We start from the raw sequence: 20,580 nt of genomic DNA on the forward strand, positions 1-20,580 counted from the left end.
GGACAGGCCGGGCATGACGCAGTACAACATGCGCACCCTCTGGAGCGCAGCGTCATCGCATGAACTATCGTCACGCCTTTCATGCCGGCAGCTTTGCCGACGTCATCAAGCACATCGTGCTGGTGCGCATGCTCACCTACCTGCAGGAGAAGCAGGCGCCGTTCCGCGTCATCGACACCCATGCCGGCGCTGGCCTCTATGATTTGACGTCGAGCGAAGCGCAGCGCGGCGGCGAATGGCTGACCGGCATCGCGCGGCTGATGCAGGCACGACTGTCCGACAAGGCGATGCCGCTGATCGCGCCCTATCTCGACATCGTCAGGGCATTCAATCCGAGAGGCGAGTTGAAAGCCTATCCCGGCTCGCCGTTGATCGCGCGGGCGCTGCTGCGTCCGCAAGACCGTATGACGGCCTGCGAGATCGAGCCCGTGGCGCGCAAGCAATTGATCGATGCATTGCGACGCGATGCGCAGGCGCGCGTCGTCGATCTCGACGGCTGGATGGCACTGCCCGCATTCGTGCCGCCGAACGAACGGCGCGGCCTGGTGCTGATCGATCCGCCATTCGAAGCGAAGGACGAGTTCGAGCGGCTGGCGAGTGCCTTCACCGAAGCGTTCGCGAAGTGGCCGACCGGCACGTATCTTTTGTGGTACCCCGTAAAAACCCGGAGAGCTACCGACGAGCTCGCGCGCAGCGTGGCAGCAGCAGCAGCAAGCAGTCGGCCCGCGGGCAAATGCTTGCGTTTGGAATTCAGTGTGGCGCCGCAAGAAACCGGCGCAGGCCTCGTTTCCACCGGGCTTTTGATGGTGAATCCGCCGTGGACGCTGGCGGGCGAGCTGAAGATCATCCTGCCCGAACTCGAGAGACCGCTTGGTCAAGGCGGCGCCGGACGCTTCAGACTCGAAACGCCTAAACCTTGATCGGTAGCACCCACTGAAAAGTTCTATTTGAGCATAGGCAACGCGCGCGGAACCGTATTATGCTCATCCTGTTACGACTGGCTTTACGTTCCGCTTCCGCGAATGGTTGCGGCGGAGTGACAAGGCCGAAATAAAATCCAGGCAGACCGGCGGCGTGACGCCGGCCTGTTCAGGTGGCCAAGCTTCCGACAAGCGAATGTCGGTCAACCGCTACGCGGCGTGCGCGTAGCGGTGGAGCAATACGGGGGAGGAGTTTCCCGATGGCCATGACTGGGACAGTCAAGTTCTTCAACGGAGAGCGTGGCTATGGCTTCATCAAGCCTGATGATGGCGGCCGCGATGTGTTCGTTCACATCACAGCTGTCGAGCGTGCAGGCTTGAAGGACCTGACTGAAGGACAGCGCATTACGTTCGAGGTTGAACCCGACAAGAAGGGCAAGGGCCCGAAGGCGGTCAACCTGGTGGTTTCATGACGAGCGCGCGCGTGCGTGGCTCGTGATGAACGGCGAATGAAGCGTTGCGTGTGAGTTGACTGCCGGGCGCGTGGCTCGCGCTCGCTGCACGACCACCTGCATGATGCGGACGCGATTGGCGGTGCCCGCATATCGGGTGCGTGCGGCTCACCGACTGGATTCGCGGACGCTGCCGCGCGCACGCTCCATGCGTCATGTCCAAGCGATCAGCACAAAAGAAAAACCCGGCCGCGCGAGGCGCGGCCGGGAGTTGATGTCAGACGTTTTCTTGTTCTCAGAAGTGATAGTTGATGCCGGCGCGAACCAGGCTGAAGCTGTAGCCGTTCGGCGCGCCGCCGGTGATCGTGAAGTTGCTGTTGGCGAGATCGACGTAGAGATATTCGATCTTGGCGCTCCAGTTCGGGGCAAAGCCCATTTCGGCGCCGGCGCCGACTGCGAAGCCCGCATTGGTATGCGACTCCGATATGCCGAAGGTCTCGCCGCGCAGTTCGCCGAAGGCGAGACCGCCGGTCGCGTAGAACAGCACGTTGTTGACCGCATAGCCGGCGCGGCCGCGCACCGTGCCGAACCACGGGTTGGAGAACTTCCAGGGCGCGAACCGATCGTCGGCGGTGGTGCCCTGGATATCGGCCTCGATGCCGAACACCCACGGAGAGCCGTTCTGGAAATTGTAGCCGGCTTGCACGCCGCCGACGAAACCGGACGGCTTGGTCGGGTTGTTCTCGACCGAACCCCAGCCGTAGCCGACGTTGCCGCCGAGATAGGGGCCGGCCCAACTGTAGGCATTGAGCGGCTGATAGACGGTATAGGGCGAGCCGTAGTTGAGATCGGCCGCCGCCGCCGAGGTCGTCCAGCCTGCGACGATCAGTGCCAGCGCACGCGCAACAAACCGGGTCATGGGTACTCTCCACACGCAACTGCCGCAGCCCGCAGGCCCAGGGCCGGCGTGGTTACGGAATTCCACTTTTTTCGCTAAGGTTTATCGAGAGTTTTAAGTTAAAGGGTTGTTAAGCCCGGTTAGCGGCCCGCTCATCAGTCTTAAAAATGTGTTACCGACCCGTCCCGGCCGGCCGCGCTGGGCCAGTAACGCCCTGCAATCGGGGTTGTTTTCCTGCGCCGCCAGCGCTGGCGACCGGTCGCTCAAGCGCTTAATTTACGGCCCATGGTTCACGATTCTCCCGAGCGTCCGACGCCGGCCCCCAAGGCTGATCCCAAGGCGCGGCGCAGTCCAAAGTCCGATCTGCCTCAGGACGACCTGACGCTCGACACGAGCGACGTCGATCCGGAAACCTCCGCCACCGAGGAGGAGGATGACGCGCGTCTTCCCGAGGCATCGGAGGACGCCGCCGAGACAATCGCCGAGAGGACGCTCTCGATCGGGCATGAGGCGATCGAGAACGCGGTCCGCCTCGCCCCGACCTCGCCCGGCGTCTACCGCATGCTCAACGCCGCCAACGACGTGCTCTATGTCGGCAAGGCGAAGAACGTCAAAAAGCGGCTGTCGTCCTATGCGCGGGCCAACGCGCCGCTGCCGGCGCGCATCCTGCGCATGATCGCGGCGACCACGCATGTCGAGATCGTCTCGACCATGACCGAGACCGAGGCGCTGCTGCTCGAAGCCAATCTGATCAAGCAGCTCCGGCCGCGCTTCAATGTGCAGCTGCGCGACGACAAGTCGTTTCCCTATATTCTGATCACCGGCGACCATTGGGCGCCGCAGATTCTCAAGCATCGCGGCGCGCAGTCGCGGCCCGGACGCTATTTCGGCCCGTTCGCCAACGCCGGCGCGGTCAACCGCACCATCACGGCGCTGCAGCGCGCGTTCCTGATCCGCTCCTGCACCGACGGCTTCTTCGAGAGCCGCAGCCGGCCCTGCCTGCTCTATCAGATCAAGCGCTGCGCCGGCCCCTGCACGCGCGAGATCGATTTCCCCGGCTATGGCGAGCTGGTGCGCGAGGCGACCGAATTCCTCTCCGGCCGCAGCCACGCCGTGAAGCAATTGCTCGCGGCCGAGATGGAGAAGGCCTCCGGCGAGCTCGAGTTCGAGACCGCGGCGCTGTACCGCGACCGCCTCGCGGCACTGTCGGCGATCCAGTCGCAGCAGGGCATCAACCCGCGCACGGTCGAAGAGGCCGATGTGTTCGCGATCCACCAGGAAGGCGGCTATTCCTGCGTCGAGGTGTTCTTCTTCCGCACCGGCCAGAACTGGGGCAATCGCGCCTATTTCCCACGCGCGGAAAAGAGCTTCACGCCCGAGGAGGTGCTGTCCTCATTCCTTGCGCAATTCTACGACGACAAGCCGCCGCCGAAGCTGATCCTGCTGTCGCACGAGATCGAGGAAAGCGCATTGCTCGCCGACGCGCTGTCGGTGAAGGCCGGATCCAAGGTCGAGGTCTCCGTGCCCAAGCGCGGCGAGAAGAAGGAGCTGATCGGCCACGCGCTCACCAACGCGCGCGAGGCGCTCGGCCGCAAGCTCGCCGATACCGCGACGCAAAGCCGGCTGCTGGAGGGCATGGTCACGACGCTCGGCCTGCCGCATACGCCCAAGCGCATCGAGGTCTACGACAACAGCCACATCCAGGGCACCAACGCAGTCGGCGCGATGATCGTGGCGGGACCCGACGGGTTCATGAAGAACCAGTACCGCAAATTCAACATCAAGTCCGAAGGGCTGACGCCCGGCGACGATTACGGGATGATGCGCGAGGTGCTGGAGCGCCGCTTCAAGCGGCTGCTGAAGCCGCCGGAGGGCGAAGCCAGCAAGGCAAAAGACAAGGCGGACGACGACTCGTTCCCGCAATGGCCCGATCTCGTCATCATCGACGGCGGCCGCGGCCAGCTCAACGCGGTCCGGGAGATTTTTCAGACCCTCGGGCTGACCCAGGTCTCGCTGATGGCGGTGGCCAAGGGGCCGGAGCGCGATGCGGGGCGCGAAACCCTGTTCATGCCGGACCGCGAGGCCATCAAGCTGGAGCCGCGCGACCCGGTGCTCTATTTCATCCAGCGGCTGCGCGACGAGGCCCATCGCTTCGTGATCGGCTCGCACCGCAAGCTGCGCAAAAAGGACATCCGCGAGGCCGGGTTGCAGGAGATCCCGGGCATCGGCCCGTCGCGCAAACGTGCCTTGCTGCACCACTTCGGAACGCTCAAGGAGATCGAGCGGGCCTCGATCACCGACCTCGGCAAGGTTCCCGGCGTCAGCGCCGAGAGTGCCCGCAAGATTTTCGAGTTTTTCCACGCCCAGCCGGGTTAAACCAAAGGCGAGTCATCAGGGCGTCGCCTGCGACAGGGCATCTAGGGCATGATGCGGAAAAGTGGCAGGCAACGTTCTGAAAAGATCATGCATAAACAAGGGGCTAAGGTGCCATGACGATTCAGCCTAATCTCGCCGTACTTTGGCGCTCGCACGGTTGACCTTCTGGCTTCAGCGGTATTGGTAGAACGGATGAACATCGCGACGACCCGGGGACAGACCAAGACCATGTCCCTCCCGAATATCCTGACCTACGCCCGGATCGCCGCGATCCCGGTGGTGATCGGCTGCGTCTACTGGCAATCGATCCTGGACGGCCCGTTGTGGCTGCGCTGGGTGGCGCTGGCCGTGTTCATTGCGGCCGGGATCACCGACTATCTCGACGGCTATTACGCCCGGATGTGGGACCAGCAGTCCGCCTTCGGCCGGATGCTCGATCCGATCGCCGACAAGCTCCTGGTGGCCTCCAGCCTGCTGATGCTGGCCGCCGACAATTCGATCCATGGCTGGACGCTGTGGGCAGCGATCGTGATCTTGTGCCGCGAGATCCTGGTCTCGGGCCTGCGCGAATACCTCGCGGGGCTGCGGGTCAGCGTTCCCGTCACCAAGCTTGCGAAATGGAAGACCACGATCCAGCTGGTGGCGATCGGCTTTCTGATTGCGGGCGAAGCGGGCGAGCAGGTCTTCCCGGCGACGACCCTGATCGGCATCGTGCTGCTGTGGATGTCGGCGATCTTCACGATCTACACCGGCTGGGATTACTTCCGTGCCGGCATCCATCATCTCATCAAGGAGGATGAGGGATGAAGCTGAAATATTTCGCCTGGGTGCGTGAACGCATCGGCAAGACCGAAGAGATCGTCGAGCCGCCAGCCGAGGTGCGCACCGTCGGCGAGCTGATCGGCTGGCTTGCCGCGCGCGACGACGGCTACGCCCATGCTTTCGAGAAGCCGACGGTGATCCGCGCCGCGATCGACCATGCCCATGTCAAACCGGATGCTGCGATCTCCGGCGCCCGCGAGATCGCATTCTTTCCGCCGATGACCGGCGGTTAGATCTTCCTATGGCTATCGCAGCGACCATCCGGATCCAGGAAGCCGACTTCGACGTCGCGCAGGAGATCGCCGGCCTAAGCAAGGGCCGCACCGATGTCGGCGCGGTCGTCAGCTTCAGCGGCATCTGCCGCGGCAGCGAACAGGGCGAGCCGATCGCCGCGCTGACGCTCGAACATTACCCTGGCATGGCGGAGGCCGAGATTGCGCGCCATGCCGACGAGGCCATGGCGCGCTGGCCGTTGCAGGGCCTCACCATCATCCACCGCTTCGGCCGCATCGCGCCGGGCGAGAACATCGTGCTGGTCGTGACCGCCTCGGCGCACCGGCAGGCGGCGTTCGAGGCAGCCGAGTTCCTGATGGACTATCTCAAGACCAACGCACCGTTCTGGAAGCGTGAGGAAAGCGCGCGCGGCACGAGCTGGATCGAGGCGCAGGACCATGACGACGCGGCCGCCGCGCGCTGGACCAAATCCTGATGGCGAAGCGCAGCAAAGTGCCGGCCAGGCGCAGCCCCGCCGCGCCGAAAGCGCCCAAGAAGGCGCCGAAGGTCAGTGCCGGCGAGCTTCACACCCTGTTCGATTTCCTGCGCTATGCGGTCAGCCGCTTCAATGCGGCCAAGCTCGTGTTCGCGCACGGGACCACCGATCCGGTGGCGGAAGCCGCGTTCCTGATCTGCGAGACGCTGCATTTGCATCCCGACCAGTTCGAGACCTTCGCGACCGCGCGCGTCACGATTTGCCGAAGGCAAGCTGATCCTCGACCTGATCGAGCGGCGGATCGCGACGCGAAAGCCGGCCGCCTATCTCGTCAACAAGGTCTATATGCGCGGCCTGCCGTTCTATGTCGACGAGCGCACCATCGTGCCGCGCTCCTTCATCGGCGAATTGCTGGATTCGCATTTCGGCGGTGACGATGACGGCACCTCGCTGATCGGCGATCCCGAGCAGGTCGAAAGCGTGCTCGACCTCTGCACCGGCTCCGGCTGCCTTGCGATCCTGGCCGCACGGCATTTCGCGAACGCTGCGGTCGACGCGGTGGATATCTCAAAGGATGCGCTCGAAGTCGCCGCGCGCAACGTCGCCGACCATGGTCTCGACGACCGCCTGACGCTGCATCGCGGCGACCTGTTCAAGCCGCTCGGCGACCGGCGCTACGATCTCATCATCTCGAACCCGCCCTATGTCGATGCCGAGGGCATGGCCGCGCTGCCGCGCGAATGCCGCGCCGAGCCGAAGATCGCATTCGACGGCGGCGCTGACGGGCTCGATATCGTCCGCCGCCTGCTCGATGAGGCCAAGCGGCATCTGACCCCGCAAGGCGGTCTGCTCTGCGAGATCGGCCGCGGCCGCGACAATCTCGAGGCCGCCTATCCCAACCTGCCGCTGCTCTGGCTCGACACCGAGGACTCCGAGGGCGAGGTGTTCTGGATCGCTGCCGCCGACCTCTGACGGACGCGCCGCCGTCGGCTCCGGTCGATTACGGAGCCCGACTTCGAGGCCGACCAGGACGAAGCGAAAATCGTGTGCAGTTCCAGCCGGTTCCGAAGATCGCAGGCCCGTCGAATCAACAATGGTGCTAAGCTTGCGCTCCGGGGACATTCGGAGAGAGGGCGCGGGCGCGCGACATGATTCGCATTTCGACGATCTTCATCGCCATCTGCATGGTGCTGGTCGCAGCCTCGCTGGGCTTCGTCCTGTATTCGGTGGCGGGCATCAGCGGATCGGAATCGGCGATCGTGGCGCTCACCGCCCTCACCTGCCTGATCCTCTACAACGCCGTGTCGATGCGGTTGCGCGACCGCAGCGATGTCGGCGGCCAGATCGCGGATCTGTCGCGCGGCACCGCCGACCTCGCCCGTCAGGTCGCCGAATTCGGCCGCCGGCTGGCCGCGGTCGAAGGCCGCGTCGCCTCGGCGAACTCCACCGGCGCCGACCGGATCCAGGGCATGGCCGGCGAGATCAACGAACTTGGCGGCCTGGTGCGGCAGCTTGCGGCGTCCGTCGCCCATCATGAGGATTTGCTGACGGCAGCTCCCGTGGCACAGCCGGTCGCCTCGCCGCGCGACGATCTGCTGCAGCCCGTCCCGCCGGCTCCGACCGCCGTGTTTGCGCCCCCGCCGCCGGCTGCGCCGCCATCGGCGATCTCACGCAGCCAGACCCAGCTCATTGCCGCGGTCAGGCACGCCATCGACGAGAACCGCCTCGACATCTACCTGCAGCCGATGGTGACGCTGCCGCAGCGCAAGGTGCGCTACTACGAGGCGGTGACGCGGCTGCGCGACGAGCGCGACCAGGTCCTTGCCGCCGACGATTTCATTGAGGCGGCCGAGGTCGGCGGCCTGATCGGCCGCATCGACCACATGGTGATGCTTCGCTGCGTTCAGGTGCTGCGCCGCCTGATGATCCGCAGCAAGGATGTCGGCGTGTTCTGCAACGTCTCGGCGGCGACGCTGTCCAGCCCGCAGCACTTCACCCAGTGTCTCGACTTCCTCGAGGCCAACCGCGCGCTGGCCCCATCCTTCGTGCTCGAGTTCAAGCAGGCCACCTTCCGCAATCTCGGCCCGGTCGAAAGCGAGAATCTCGCGGCGCTGTCGCAGCGCGGCTACCGGTTCTCGATCGACCACGTCAGCGACCTCCACCTCGAGCCGCGCGAGCTCGCCGATCGCGGCGTCCGTTTCATCAAGGTGCCGGCCGCGCTGCTGCTCGACGCCAGGCAGAGCGCGACCAGCGATATCGATCCCTCCGATCTGTCCGACCTGCTCGGCCGCTACGGCATCGACCTGATCGCCGAACGGATCGAGGGCGAGCGCTCGGTGGTCGACCTGCTCGACTACGATGTCCGGTTCGGCCAGGGCTTCCTGTTCGCGCCGCCGCGGCCGTTGCGGCCGGAAGGGGCATCTGCTACCGCCGAGGCTCCGCAGACCAAGCCTCAGGACCTCAATGGCGCCGGCACTTCCGCACCCGTCTCCAGCCCCGCAGCGCCACCGCGCACAACCGGCAGCGCCGCGCTGGCGCGCCGCGCGCTCGGGCCCAACTGACCGGCGGTTCGCATCATGACATCGCTGCGTTTCGTGGAGCGGCTGGGCGACCTCACGGACGGCGTCGACGTCGTGCTGTCGGACATCTGGGGCGTCGTGCACAACGGGCTCGAATCCTTTCCCGAGGCCTGCGAGGCGCTGCACACGTTCCGCCAGCAGGGCGGCACCGTCATCCTGATCACCAACGCGCCGCGTCCGGCCCGATTCCGTGCAGCGCCAGCTGCGCAAGCTCGGCGTCGCCGACGAGACCTATGACGCGATCGTCTCCTCGGGCGACCTGACCCGCCACTTCGTGGCCGATCATCCCGGTCAGAAAATATTCTGGATCGGCCCGGAGCGCGACAGCTCGATCCATCGCGGCCTCGACGCCACCTTGGTCCCGCTGGAGCAGGCCGACTACATCATCTGCACCGGACTGTTCGACGACGAGACCGAATCCGCCGAGGATTATCGCGACACGCTGCTCAAGGCGCTCGAGCGCAAGCTGACGCTGGTCTGCGCCAATCCGGACATCGTGGTCGAGCGCGGCGACCGGCTGATCTATTGCGCCGGCGCGGTTGCCGAACTCTATCGCGAGCTCGGCGGCGAAGCGGTCTTCTACGGCAAGCCGCACCGGCCGATCTACGAGCGCGCCATGGCGCTGGCCGCCGAGCGCCGCGGGCGTCCGACCGAACTCAGCCGCGTGCTCGCGATCGGCGATTCCGTGCGCACCGACCTCACCGGCGCCCACGGCTTCGGCATCGATCTCCTGTTCGTCACCCGCGGCATCCATTCCGAGCAGTTCGAGGGCATCGAGCAGCTCGACCCCGCCTCGGTGAAGGAATTGTTCGGCCATCCGCCCCGCGCGCTGATGCGCGAGCTGAAGTGGTAACGGCCAACTCCGCACGCTACCAAAAAATCGAAAACAACCCCATGCAAAGTAGCCCACGGCGCGCGGTGTTCGACCAGTCGCCTTGACACGTCGGGCAACTCAGGGGCATTCTTCCAATATTCCGAAATCGCGCGCGCGTCCGCTCGCCTCACTTTCAACCCCAAAGACGCAAATGCCCGGGACACCCCGGGCATAGCGTGAATTTCAGTTGATGCGATGTCGGGCGCTACGCGGTCGCCATGTCCGGGAAGACCGCCTCGATCTTGGTCTTCAGCGTCGCCGCGTTGAACGGCTTGACGATGTAGTTGTTCACGCCGGCCTTCTTGGCCGCAATCACGTTCTCGGTCTTGGATTCCGCCGTGATCATGATGAAGGGCGTGGTCGCGAGATTGGGATCGGCGCGGACTTCCTTGAGCAGGTCGTAGCCGGTCATCGGCTCCATATTCCAGTCGGAAATCACCAGGCCGTACTTCTTGCCGCGCATCTTGTTGAGCGCCGCAGAGCCATCGGAGGCATCGTCGATATTCTCGAATCCAAGCTGCTTGAGAAGATTCCGGATGATGCGGATCATGGTGCTGTAATCATCAACCACCAGAACCGGCATGGACAAATCAACCGCCATCTTTCCCCCCAAAACCACTAACGCAACTTGGCTTCTGCACGAACGCAGCTTTCCGCCAACGACTAACAGCAGCCGTTAAACAGCGCGTTAACCGGCTGAATCCGGATTGTTACGGATTTGACGCGATTTTCGCTATGCTTGACTTCCACGCCGCCGCCGCGTCACGGTCCGGCCCGCAACAATCATGCTTAAGAATCCTTGAAGAATCCCTGACATGAGCACCGGCTTTACCGTTATCCGCGACAACACGCCCGAAAGCGCCATTCCGAAGGGTGCCGTGGTCGCAATGGGAAATTTCGACGGCGTCCATCTCGGTCACCGCGCCGTGATCGGCGCGGCGCTCGCGATGGGCAAGTCGCACGGCGTGCCCTCGCTCGCCGTGACCTTCGAACCGCATCCGCGCAGTTTCTTCAGCCCGAACACCCCGCAATTCCGTCTCACGGACGAGACCAACAAGCTGCGGCTGCTCGCGGCCACCGGGCTCGCGGGCGCCGTCGTCATGACCTTCGATAAGGCGCGCGCCGGGACCACGGCACAGGACTTCATTCACCATGACCTGATCGGCCGGCTCGGCATCAGCGGGATTGCGGTCGGCTACGACTTCCATTTCGGCAAGGGCCGGGTCGGCTCGCCGAGTCTCTTGGTCAGCGAAGCGCCACGGCTCGGCATCGAGGTCGATGTGCAGGCCCATGTCGACATCGAGGAGCGCCCGGTCTCCTCCAGCGCCATCCGCATGGCGCTCGCCGAAGGCCAGGTCGACGATGCCACCACGATGCTGGGCGGCCCCTGGTTCGTGACCGGCAAGGTGATCCATGGCGAGAAGCGCGGCCGCGACCTCGGTTACCCGACGGCCAACATCCGCCTCGACAAGCATTGCGGCTTGAAGCACGGCATCTATGCGGTGCGGGTCGGCAAGGCCCAGAGCAAGGACAAAGGAAACGACAGGGTGCGGTTCGACGGTGTCGCAAGCTTCGGACGCCGGCCGACCTTCGACAACGGCGCCCCGCTGCTCGAAGTGTTCCTGTTCGACTTCAAGGGCGATCTCTACGACACGGTGCTCGATGTCGCCTTCATCAGTTTTATTCGCGAAGAGCTGAAATTCGACACCATCGAGGCGTTGATACGCCAGATGGATGACGACAGCGCCAGGGCGCGCGCGGCATTGGCCGCAGCGCCGGACGCGTTCCCGCAGCTCGGAGTGATTGGTTGAAGACAGAGAAAGAGAAAATGCTGGCGGGCGAACTCTATCGCCCCGATGCCGAGCTCGCCGCCGACCATACCGCGGCGGAACATTGGATGGCGCGCTACAACGCATCAGGCGCATCGTCCGCAGCCGAGTTGCACGCCCTGCTCTCCGCGCGCTTCCGCAAGGTCGGCAAGGACGCCGTGATCCGGCCGCCGTTCTTCTGCGACTACGGCAGCAATATCAGCCTTGGCGACGGCGTGTTCCTCAACTTCAATTGCGTCATCCTCGACGTCGTCGAGGTCGTGATCGGCGATCGCACCCAGATCGGGCCCGCGGTGCAGATCTATACCGCCGACCACCCGCGCGACGCCGCGACCCGGCGCGCCGGGCTTGAATTCGGCCGCCCGATCCGGATCGGCAGCGACGTCTGGATTGGCGGCGGTGCCATCATCCTGCCCGGCGTTGCGATCGGCGACGGCGCCCTGGTCGGGGCCGGCAGCGTGGTGACGCGGGACGTCGCCCCCCGGCGCGATCGTGGCGGGAAATCCGGCCCGGCCGCGGCCGGCCTAGTTGGGTTAGATCAGTTTGACAGCGGGTTCGGTCCACCTCTCCCCGGTGGGGAGAGGTCGGCGCGCAGCGCCGGGTGAGGGCTTCTGCTCTCTCGCTAGACCGCACCCCCTCACCCGATTTGCTGCGCAAATCGACCTCTCCCAAGGGAGAGGTGGCACCTCCGCCGCCGCTCCAGCTCAGCCTAGATCCATCCCGTTCCAGGGGCGGTCCCGCGGAACGATCCTCAGGCAACCGGGGCTTTGCGATTTCCTTGGCTGGCTGCTATGGAAACCCCATGTTTTCGCGGCGCATCATACGGATTAGCGGCCCGGCTTCCGCCTGAGCCTGAAGGCTCGGCGCAAGACCGGGACTTCGTCGTTTCACCCGCGATTGATCGCGTTTCCGCGCCCGCACCTGCCAAATCAGAGCATTTATGTCCGACAAGCCGCAAAAGACCGACGCCCAAAAGACTGACGCCAGGGACTATTCCAAGACCCTTTACCTGCCGCAGACGGAATTCCCGATGCGCGCCGGCCTGCCCCAGCGCGAGCCGGAAATCCTGAAATACTGGAACGACATCGGCCTCTACGACAGGCTCCGCCGGGAAGCCGAGGGCCGTGCCAAATTCGTGCTGCATGACGGTCCGCCCTACGCCAACGGCAACATCCATATCGGCCATGCGCTGAACAAGATCCTCAAGGACGTCGTGACCAAGAGCCAGCAGATGCTCGGCTTCGACTCCAACTACGTGCCGGGCTGGGATTGCCACGGCCTGCCGATCGAATGGAAGATCGAGGAGGAGAACTACCGCTCCAAGGGCAAGCAGAAGCCCGACTTCCGCGACTCCGTCGCGATGGTCGCGTTCCGCAGGGAATGCCGCGCCTATGCGACGCACTGGATCAACGTGCAGCGCGAGGAGTTCAAGCGGCTCGGCATCATCGGCGACTGGGATCATCCCTATCAGACGATGAGCTATCCGGCCGAGGCGCAGATCGCCCGCGAGCTGATGAAGTTCGCCGCCAACGGCACGCTGTACCGCGGCTCCAAGCCGGTGATGTGGAGCGTGGTCGAGAAGACCGCGCTTGCCGAAGCCGAGGTCGAATACGAGGACTACACCTCCGACATGGTGTGGGTGAAATTCCCGGTCACCTCGCCGGCGCATGGCGCGCTGGCCCATGCCTCGGTGGTGATCTGGACCACCACACCGTGGACGCTGCCCGGCAACCGGGCGATCTCGTTCTCGCCGAAGATCGCCTACGGCCTTTACAAGGTAACCGACGCGCCCGCGGACAATTGGGCGAGGACCGGCGATCTCCTGATCCTGGCCGATGCGCTCGCCGCGGAAGTGTTCAAGCAGGCGCGCGTCACGTCCTATGAGAAGGTCCGCGATATTCCCGGCGACACGCTGGACGCCGTGGAATGCGCCCATCCGCTGCGCGGCTTCGGCGGCGGCTACGAATTCACCGTGCCGCTGCTATCAGGCGAACACGTCACCGACGACACCGGCACCGGCTTCGTGCACACCGCGCCGAGCCACGGCCGCGAGGACTTCGACGTCTGGACGGCCAACACCCGCGAGCTCGATGCGCGCGGCATCCCGACCGCGATCCCCTACACGGTCGATGAGAACGGCGCCTACACCGCGCAGGCGCCGGGCTTCACCGGCAAGCGCGTTCTCACCGACAAGGGCGAGAAGGGCGATGCCAACGAGGCGGTGATCAAGGCGCTGATCGAGGCCGGCAAGCTCTTGGCGCGCGGCCGCCTCAAGCATCAATATCCGCATTCCTGGCGCTCCAAGAAGCCGGTGATCTTCCGCAACACGCCGCAATGGTTCATCGCGATGGACAAGCCCATCGCGGAAAACGGCCATGCGATGAAGGGCGACACGCTGCGCGCCCGCGCGCTGCACGCGATCTCGGTCACGCAATGGGTGCCGCCGGCCGGCGAGAACCGCATCAACGGCATGATCGCCAACCGCCCCGACTGGGTGATCTCGCGCCAGCGCGCCTGGGGCGTGCCGATCGCCGTGTTCGTGCGCGAGAACAGCGACGGCTCGGCCGAGATCCTGCAGGACGAGGTCGTCAACCAGCGCATCACCGAGGCGTTCATGGAGGAAGGCGCCGACGCCTGGTACATGGACGGCGCCCGCGAGCGCTTCCTCGGGAGCCGCGCGTCGGAGAACTGGAAGAAGGTCGACGACATCTGCGACGTCTGGTTCGATTCCGGCTCCACGCACGCCTTCGTGCTGGAAGACCGCCAGAACTTCCCGCAGCTCGGCAACATCGTCCGCAAGATCGATGGCGGCAATGACACCGTGATGTATCTGGAAGGAAGCGACCAGCATCGCGGCTGGTTCCACTCTTCGCTGCTGGAAAGCGCCGGCACGCGCGGGCGCGCGCCGTACGACATCGTGCTGACCCACGGCTTCACGCTCGACGAGAACGGCCGCAAGATGTCGAAGTCGCTCGGCAACACCGTCGAGCCGCAGAAGGTGATCAAGGATTCCGGCGCGGATATCCTGCGCCTGTGGGTCTGCGCCACCGACTACGCCGACGACCAGCGCATCGGGCCGGAGATCCTGAAAAACACCATCGAGACCTATCGCAAGTTGCGCAACTCGATCCGCTGGATGCTCGGCACGCTGCACCATTTCAAGCCGAGCGAGAAGGTCGCCTTTGCCGAGATGCCCGAACTCGAGCGGCTGATGCTGCACGAACTGGCCGGCCACACCGAGACCATCCGCAAGGCCTATGCCGCGTTCGACTACAAGACCGTGGTGGCAAGCCTCGCGGCCTTCATGAACTCCGAGCTGTCGGCGTTCTACTTCGACATCCGCAAGGACACGCTGTATTGCGACCCGCCGTCCTCGGTGGCGCGCAAGGCGGCGCTGACCACGATCGACCTGCTGTGCGACGCGATCCTGAAATGGCTGGCGCCGATCCTGAGCTTCACCACCGACGAAGCCTGGCGGATGTACCGGCCAAACGCCGAGCCCTCGGTGCATCTCACGCTGTTCCCCGAAGGTCTCGAGCAGTTCCGCGACGATGCCCTCGCCGCGAAGTGGGAGACGATCCGCAACGTCCGCCGCGTCGTCACCGGTGCGCTCGAGCTCGAGCGCGCCGCCAAGCGGATCGGCTCGTCGCTCGAGGCCTCGCCGGCGATCTACATCGCTGACCGACAGATGCTGGCCACGTTGTTCGACATCGATCTCGCCGAGGTCTGCATCACCTCGAATTACGAGGTGCGCGAGGGCGAGGCGCCGGCCACAGCCTTCCGCCTCGATGCCGTGCCCGGTGTCGCCGTGGTGGTCGAGAAGGCGGTCGGCACCAAATGCGCGCGCTCGTGGAAGATCCTGCCGACGATCGGCGAGGATCCCGACTATCCCGACGTCTCGCCGCGCGACGCCCAAGCGCTGCGCGAATGGAAGGCGCTGGGGGTCTCGGCCTAGCCGTCGTCCCTGCCTGGTGCGCAATTGCGCACGGGAGCAGGGACCCAACCACCGCTGTCTAGAATGGACTGAGGTTGATGACTCCCTGTCATTCAAACAACACCCGGCACGGCGTATGGGTCCCGGCTTTCGCCGGGACGACACCTTTGATGGGGTGCCGATGACCCCTCCCGTTCGCGCCGGTGTGCTGGCGGCGGTCATCACCCTGATCGCCGACCAGGCCTCCAAGCTCTGGCTGCTCCACGTCCTCGACATCGCGCACCACGCCCCTGTGACGGTGACGCCGTTCTTCGACCTGGTGCTGGCCTGGAATCCCGGCATCAGCTTCGGCTGGTTTCAGAGCGAGACCCCGGCGGCCCAGATCCTGCTGATGGTGATCAAGGCCGCTGCCGTGATCGCGCTGGCGATCTGGATGGCGCGGTCGCGGACCTGGCTTGCGACAGTATCGCTCGGCCTGATCATCGGCGGTGCGATCGGGAACGGGATCGACCGCTTCGCCTATGGTGCGGTGGTCGATTTTGCCCTTGTTTCACGTCGAGATCGCCGGAAAAAACTATAATTGGTACATCTTCAACCTCGCCGATGTGGCGATCGTTGCTGGCGTGGCGGCCCTATTGTATGATTCCGTCATGGGGACCCCCGCCGTAAAAGCGCCCTGATCCCGGCCGATACGAGCCGGTCGGCGGCCGACCTGCACCCAGCGGAACTGAGCGCTAAGCCAGTGATCGCTTTGGCGAATTTTGAGATGGGAATAGCGCGATGCGCAACACCAAAGTCCGCGGTTACCTGATCGAGACGTCCCGGCTGCCTCTGATGCGCGGCCTGCGTCTGGCGTTCGTTGCGGCCGGGATCGGCCTGGTGATGACGGCAGGCCCGGTGCGTGCCGGCGACGATGACGATGACGGCGATGACGGCCTGACCTTCGAAGAACGGATCATCGACAATCTCATGACCGGGCTCGGCGCCAAGAGCGCCGCCAGCAAGGGCATCGACTATCGCGAGCGCTCGCCGCTGGTGGTGCCGCCGAAGCTCGACCTGCCGCCGCCTGCCACAGCCGCCCAGGTCAACGCGCCGAACTGGCCGAAGGACCCTGACGTCGCGGCGCGCAAGGCTGCGATCGCGGCGCGCAAGAAGGAAGTCAAGAAGGAGCCGTGGCAATCAGCGGTGGCGTTGACGCCGGCCGAGATCGAGGCGGGCCGCAAGCAGCAGACTGCCACCGAGGGACGCAAGGAGCCGCTTGAGCCGGGTACGAACACCAATCCGTCGCTGATGCCGAGCCAGCTCGGTTACAACGGCGGCCTGCTCGGCCTCTTCAAGGGGAACAGCAGCGAGTCGAAGCCGTTCACCGGCGAGCCGACGCGCGACTCCCTGACCGAGCCCCCTCCGGGCTACCAGACGCCGTCTTCAGGCTTTGCCTATGGCACAGGCCCGATGAAGCCGAAGGTGAACGAGGGCCAGTACGACGTCATGACCGGAAAACCGATACAGTGACGCTTGGCCTGTTTGGGCGAAGGCTGACATGAGCAAAGCTTAATGCGGGGGGACGTCCGTCTCTCCGCTTCGTGACGACTGGCACGGACTGCACCGTGTACGATGGCGTCTTTCATGCCCGGCCATCTGTCCAGGCTTCCATAAGGACCATGATGCCCTCACGCCGATCGATTGCCCTGTTCGCTGCCGCCTTTGTTTCAACCATCCCGCTGTCGGGCACCAGCCTCCGCGCCCAGACCACCGTCACCTCGGAACGCCCCGCGAGCTTCACGCTCGACAACGGCCTGCAGGTCGTGGTGATCCCGGATCACCGCACGCCGGTCGTGACGCAGATGATCTGGTACAAGGTCGGCTCCGCCGACGAGACGCCGGGCAAATCGGGCCTCGCGCATTTCCTCGAGCACCTGATGTTCAAGGGCACCGCCAAGCATCCCGCCGGCGAGTTCTCGCAGACCGTGCTGCGCATCGGCGGCAACGAGAACGCCTTCACCTCCAACGACTACACCGGCTATTTTCAGCGCGTGCCGCGCGAGCAGCTGCCCACCATGATGGAGTTCGAGGCCGATCGCATGACCGGCCTGATCCTGAAGGACGAGAATGTGCTGCCCGAGCGCGACGTCGTGCTCGAGGAGTTCAACATGCGGGTTGCCAACAACCCGGATGCGCGGCTCACCGAGCAGATCATGGCTGCGCTCTATCTCAACCATCCCTATGGCCGGCCGGTAATCGGCTGGCACCAGGAGATCGAGAAGCTCGACCGCGAGGATGCGCTCGCCTTCTACCGCCGCTTCTATGCGCCGAACAACGCGATCCTGGTCATCGCCGGCGATGTCGACGTCAAGGACATCCGCCCGCTGGTCGAGAAGAATTTCGGCCCGATCCCGGCGCAACGTGCGATCCCCGAGAAGCGGGTCCGGCCGCAGGAGCCGACACCGGCCGCGCCGCGCACCGTGACGCTGTCGGATCCCCGCGTCGAACAGCCGAACCTGCGCCGCTACTATCTGGTGCCGTCCGCGACCACAGCGGCGGCGGGCGAGAGCCAGGCGCTCGATGTGCTCGCGCAATTGATGGGCGGCGGCGCCAACTCCTACCTCTATCGCTCGCTGGTGATCGACAAGGGCCTCGCGATCTCGGCCGGCGCCGGCTACCAGGGCACCGCGCTCGATCCGTCGCAATTCTCGATCTCGGTAACGCCCAAGGCTGGCGTCGAGTTCGCGCAGATCGAGGACGCGATCGACAAGGTGATCGCCGATCTTGCGCAGAACCCCGCACGCGCCGAGGATCTCGAACGGGTCAAGACCCAGCTGATCGCCGAGGCGATCTACGCCCAGGACAACCAGGCGACGCTGGCGCGCTGGTATGGCGGCGCGCTGACCACCGGCCTCAGCATCGACGACATCAGGAGCTGGCCGGATCGTATCCGCGCGGTGACCGCCGAGCAGGTGCGCACTGCTGCCGCCACCTGGCTCGACAAGAAGCGGTCGGTGACCGGCTATCTGATCAAGGATACTGCGCCGAAACGCGAGGAGAAGCGCTCGTGATCTATTCACTCACTCGCCGTGCGGCGCTGATCGGCGGCGCCTGCGCCGCGATGCTGACGCTGACCTCGGCGCCCTCGCAGGCCGCGGCCAAGATCCAGCGGCTGGTGTCGCCCGGCGGCATCGAAGCCTGGTTCGTGCAGGACGCCACCGTGCCGCTGATCGCGATGGAATATTCCTTCGCCGGCGGCGCCAGCCAGGATCCGCCCGGCAAGCCCGGCGTCGGCAATCTGGTCGCCGACCTGCTCGACGAGGGCTCCGGCGATCTCGATTCCAAGACCTATCATGAGCGGCTCGAGCGCCGCGCCATCGAGCTCAGCTTCCAGTCCAACCGCGATCAGTTCCGCGGCTCGCTGCGCATGCTCAAGGACAACAAAGACGAAGCCTACGACCTGTTGCGGATGGCGCTGACCTCGGCGCGGTTCGAGCCGAAGGACGTCGAACGTATCCGTGCCCAGGTGATCTCGAACCTGCGCCGCGAATCGACCAATCCGTCTTCGCTGTCCGGCCGCAAGTTCCTCGAGCTCGCCTTCGGCGACCATCCCTATGGCAGGACGGCGACCGGCACGCTGGAGAGCGTGCCGACCATCGAGATTGCCGATCTGAAGGACTATGTCCGCCGCATCATCGCCAAGGACACGCTGCGGATCGCGGTGGTCGGCGATGTCGATCCCGATACGCTCGGCAAGCTCCTGGACAAGACCTTTGGCGGCCTGCCGGCCAAGGCCGAACTGACGGCGATTCCCGACGTCGTGGCGACCAAGCCGCCGCAGCGCGCCTTTGTCCCGCTCGACGTGCCGCAGACCGTCGTCACCTTCGGCGGCCCCGGCATCAACAGGCACGACCCGGACTTCATGGCCGCCTATGTGGTGAACCACATTCTCGGCGGCGGCGGGCTGTCGTCGCGGCTGTACAAGGAAGTGCGCGAAAAGCGCGGGCTGGCCTATTCGATCTATGAGGCGCTGCTCTGGATGGATCACTCCGCGCTGTTCATCGGCAACACCGGCACCCGCGCCGACCGCGCCGGCGAGACCGTCGATGCGATCGAGGCGGAGATCCGCCGCATCGCCGAGGAAGGTCCGACGCAGCAGGAGCTCGACGAGGCGAAGTCCTATCTGAAGGGCTCGCAGATGCTGGCGCTCGACACCTCCTCCAAGCTCGCGCAGGCGATGCTGCAATACCAGCTCGACAAGCTGCCGATCGACTACATCGAGAAGCGCAGCGCCATCGTCGATGCGGTGACGCTCGACGACGTCAAGCGGGTCTCCAAGAGGCTGTGGGGCAACGGCCTGCTCACCGTGATCGTCGGCCGCGCCCCGCAGGCGGCGGCGCAGCCGGCATCGGCGCCGCCGAAGGCGAACTGAGGCGGTTACGCGCGCGTCCGCTTCGTCATACTCACCACCGTTGTGGCCACCCCTCTCCCCGCCCTCCCCTCCGCAAGGGGGGAGGGAGCCTAAGAGGCGTGCTCACCTCACGTCGCGTCTTAGCAGTCGTTTGAGACGCTTGAGATAGCGCAAGGGACGCGCGGGCGGTTGGGCTCCCTCCCCCCTTGCGAGGGAGGGTTGGGGAGAGGGGTGAGCCACGCACTCCGACCGTGGTCGCGACCAGCGCTGCATCAACACCGCCCAAGCACGCCCAGCGCAAACCCGCTATCCTGCGGCCGCCGATTCTTCCCTCCATGGGTGATGTCATGCTGCGGTTGTCCCGCGACCTTACGATCGACGAGAACGACATTGAGATCGTCTTTGTCCGTGCCTCCGGTCCGGGCGGGCAGAATGTCAACAAGGTCTCGACCGCAGCCCAGCTTCGCTTCGACACGAACAAGATCGCGCTGCCGCCGGACGCGGGGCAGCGGCTGGCGCGGCTCGCCGGCAGCCGCATGACCAAGGACGGCGTGATTGTGATCCAGGCCTTTCGTTTCCGCACCCAGGAGCGCAATCGCGCGGACGCGATCGAGCGGCTGTTTGAGATGCTGAAGGAAGCGATGGTGCGGCCGACACCGCGGCGGCCGACCAGGCCGACGCTCGGCTCAAAGAAGCGCCGGCTCGAAGGCAAGAAACGCCGCAGCGACATCAAGGCCGGCCGCGGCAGTCAACGTTTCGACGATTAGAGCGTTTTCGAGCGAAGTGGATCCCCG

General features: G+C 65.1%; 15 protein-coding genes and 4 pseudogenes. 17 read left to right on the plus strand and 2 right to left on the minus strand.

The genetic code is table 11. The features are described 5' to 3' along the window. The first annotated feature begins 59 nt into the window (after positions 1-59). Both ACVWW1_RS23780 and ACVWW1_RS23785 read left to right on the plus strand, forming a co-directional pair. On the plus strand, positions 60-920 hold the full coding sequence (locus ACVWW1_RS23780) for a 23S rRNA (adenine(2030)-N(6))-methyltransferase RlmJ (RefSeq protein WP_456657623.1): 861 nt from the start codon (positions 60-62) through the stop codon (positions 918-920). Between the two features lie 260 nt (positions 921-1,180). Next, complete coding sequence (locus ACVWW1_RS23785) at positions 1,181-1,393, plus strand: cold-shock protein (RefSeq protein WP_016844477.1); 213 nt, start codon at positions 1,181-1,183, stop codon at positions 1,391-1,393. A 274-nt stretch (positions 1,394-1,667) separates the two neighbouring features. On the opposite strand, the gene ACVWW1_RS23790 is transcribed toward ACVWW1_RS23785, so the two are convergent. Continuing rightward, positions 1,668-2,291 (minus strand): outer membrane protein, encoded by a 624-nt coding sequence (locus ACVWW1_RS23790; protein WP_456657624.1) that lies wholly within the window; start codon positions 2,289-2,291, stop codon positions 1,668-1,670. A gap of 264 nt (positions 2,292-2,555) precedes the next feature. On the opposite strand from ACVWW1_RS23790, the gene uvrC reads away from it, so the two are divergent. From uvrC to ACVWW1_RS23825, 7 genes and pseudogenes are all read left to right on the plus strand, one after another. Continuing rightward, a complete protein-coding gene (gene uvrC / locus ACVWW1_RS23795) occupies positions 2,556-4,646 on the plus strand; it encodes an excinuclease ABC subunit UvrC (protein ID WP_456657625.1) in 2,091 nt (696 codons plus the stop codon). Positions 4,647-4,838: 192 nt separating this feature from the next. After that, complete coding sequence (gene pgsA / locus ACVWW1_RS23800; RefSeq protein ID WP_016844474.1) at positions 4,839-5,453, plus strand: CDP-diacylglycerol--glycerol-3-phosphate 3-phosphatidyltransferase; 615 nt, start codon at positions 4,839-4,841, stop codon at positions 5,451-5,453. Beyond that, entirely contained in the window at positions 5,450-5,701 is a 252-nt protein-coding gene (gene moaD / locus ACVWW1_RS23805; RefSeq protein ID WP_212313445.1) for a molybdopterin converting factor subunit 1, read from the plus strand. The genes pgsA and moaD overlap by 4 nt, the downstream gene beginning before the upstream one ends. Positions 5,702-5,709: 8 nt before the next feature. Further along, complete coding sequence (locus ACVWW1_RS23810) at positions 5,710-6,177, plus strand: molybdenum cofactor biosynthesis protein MoaE (RefSeq protein WP_456657626.1); 468 nt, start codon at positions 5,710-5,712, stop codon at positions 6,175-6,177. Continuing rightward, positions 6,177-7,149 (plus strand): annotated as a pseudogene (gene prmB / locus ACVWW1_RS23815) (50S ribosomal protein L3 N(5)-glutamine methyltransferase). The gene ACVWW1_RS23810 and the pseudogene prmB overlap by 1 nt, the downstream one beginning before the upstream one ends. 176 nt (positions 7,150-7,325) lie before the next feature. Then, positions 7,326-8,738 carry an EAL domain-containing protein gene (locus ACVWW1_RS23820; RefSeq protein WP_456657627.1) on the plus strand — a complete coding sequence of 471 codons (1,413 nt, stop codon included), beginning with the start codon at positions 7,326-7,328 and terminating at the stop codon, positions 8,736-8,738. Between the two features lie 15 nt (positions 8,739-8,753). Further along, positions 8,754-9,609 (plus strand): annotated as a pseudogene (locus ACVWW1_RS23825) (TIGR01459 family HAD-type hydrolase). Positions 9,610-9,835: 226 nt separating this feature from the next. On the opposite strand, the gene ACVWW1_RS23830 reads toward ACVWW1_RS23825, so the two are convergent. Next, positions 9,836-10,231 carry a response regulator gene (locus ACVWW1_RS23830; RefSeq protein ID WP_016844467.1) on the minus strand — a complete coding sequence of 132 codons (396 nt, stop codon included), beginning with the start codon at positions 10,229-10,231 and terminating at the stop codon, positions 9,836-9,838. 214 nt (positions 10,232-10,445) lie between these two features. Between ACVWW1_RS23830 and ACVWW1_RS23835 the strand changes: the two genes are divergently transcribed. The 8 genes and pseudogenes from ACVWW1_RS23835 (at position 10,446) to arfB (ending at position 20,553) form a co-directional block, all read left to right on the plus strand. Continuing rightward, the gene (locus ACVWW1_RS23835) at positions 10,446-11,441 is read left to right on the plus strand and encodes a bifunctional riboflavin kinase/FAD synthetase (protein WP_456657628.1); all 996 of its coding nucleotides are present in this window, start codon (positions 10,446-10,448) and stop codon (positions 11,439-11,441) included. Between the two features lie 17 nt (positions 11,442-11,458). Further along, positions 11,459-11,987, plus strand: a pseudogene (locus tag ACVWW1_RS23840) (sugar O-acetyltransferase). A gap of 412 nt (positions 11,988-12,399) precedes the next feature. After that, positions 12,400-15,414 carry an isoleucine--tRNA ligase gene (ileS, locus tag ACVWW1_RS23845; RefSeq protein WP_456657629.1) on the plus strand — a complete coding sequence of 1,005 codons (3,015 nt, stop codon included), beginning with the start codon at positions 12,400-12,402 and terminating at the stop codon, positions 15,412-15,414. A gap of 160 nt (positions 15,415-15,574) precedes the next feature. After that, positions 15,575-16,073: pseudogene (gene lspA, locus ACVWW1_RS23850) on the plus strand (signal peptidase II). 100 nt (positions 16,074-16,173) lie between these two features. Continuing rightward, on the plus strand, positions 16,174-16,905 hold the full coding sequence (locus tag ACVWW1_RS23855) for a hypothetical protein (RefSeq protein WP_456657630.1): 732 nt from the start codon (positions 16,174-16,176) through the stop codon (positions 16,903-16,905). A gap of 149 nt (positions 16,906-17,054) precedes the next feature. Further along, positions 17,055-18,446 (plus strand): M16 family metallopeptidase, encoded by a 1,392-nt coding sequence (locus tag ACVWW1_RS23860; RefSeq protein ID WP_456657631.1) that lies wholly within the window; start codon positions 17,055-17,057, stop codon positions 18,444-18,446. A gap of 50 nt (positions 18,447-18,496) precedes the next feature. Further along, positions 18,497-19,807 (plus strand): M16 family metallopeptidase, encoded by a 1,311-nt coding sequence (locus tag ACVWW1_RS23865; RefSeq protein ID WP_456660661.1) that lies wholly within the window; start codon positions 18,497-18,499, stop codon positions 19,805-19,807. 326 nt (positions 19,808-20,133) lie between these two features. Further along, entirely contained in the window at positions 20,134-20,553 is a 420-nt protein-coding gene (gene arfB, locus ACVWW1_RS23870; protein ID WP_456657632.1) for an alternative ribosome rescue aminoacyl-tRNA hydrolase ArfB, read from the plus strand. The last annotated feature ends 27 nt before the right edge of the window (positions 20,554-20,580 follow it).

The organism is Bradyrhizobium sp. JR3.5, from assembly GCF_054057015.1.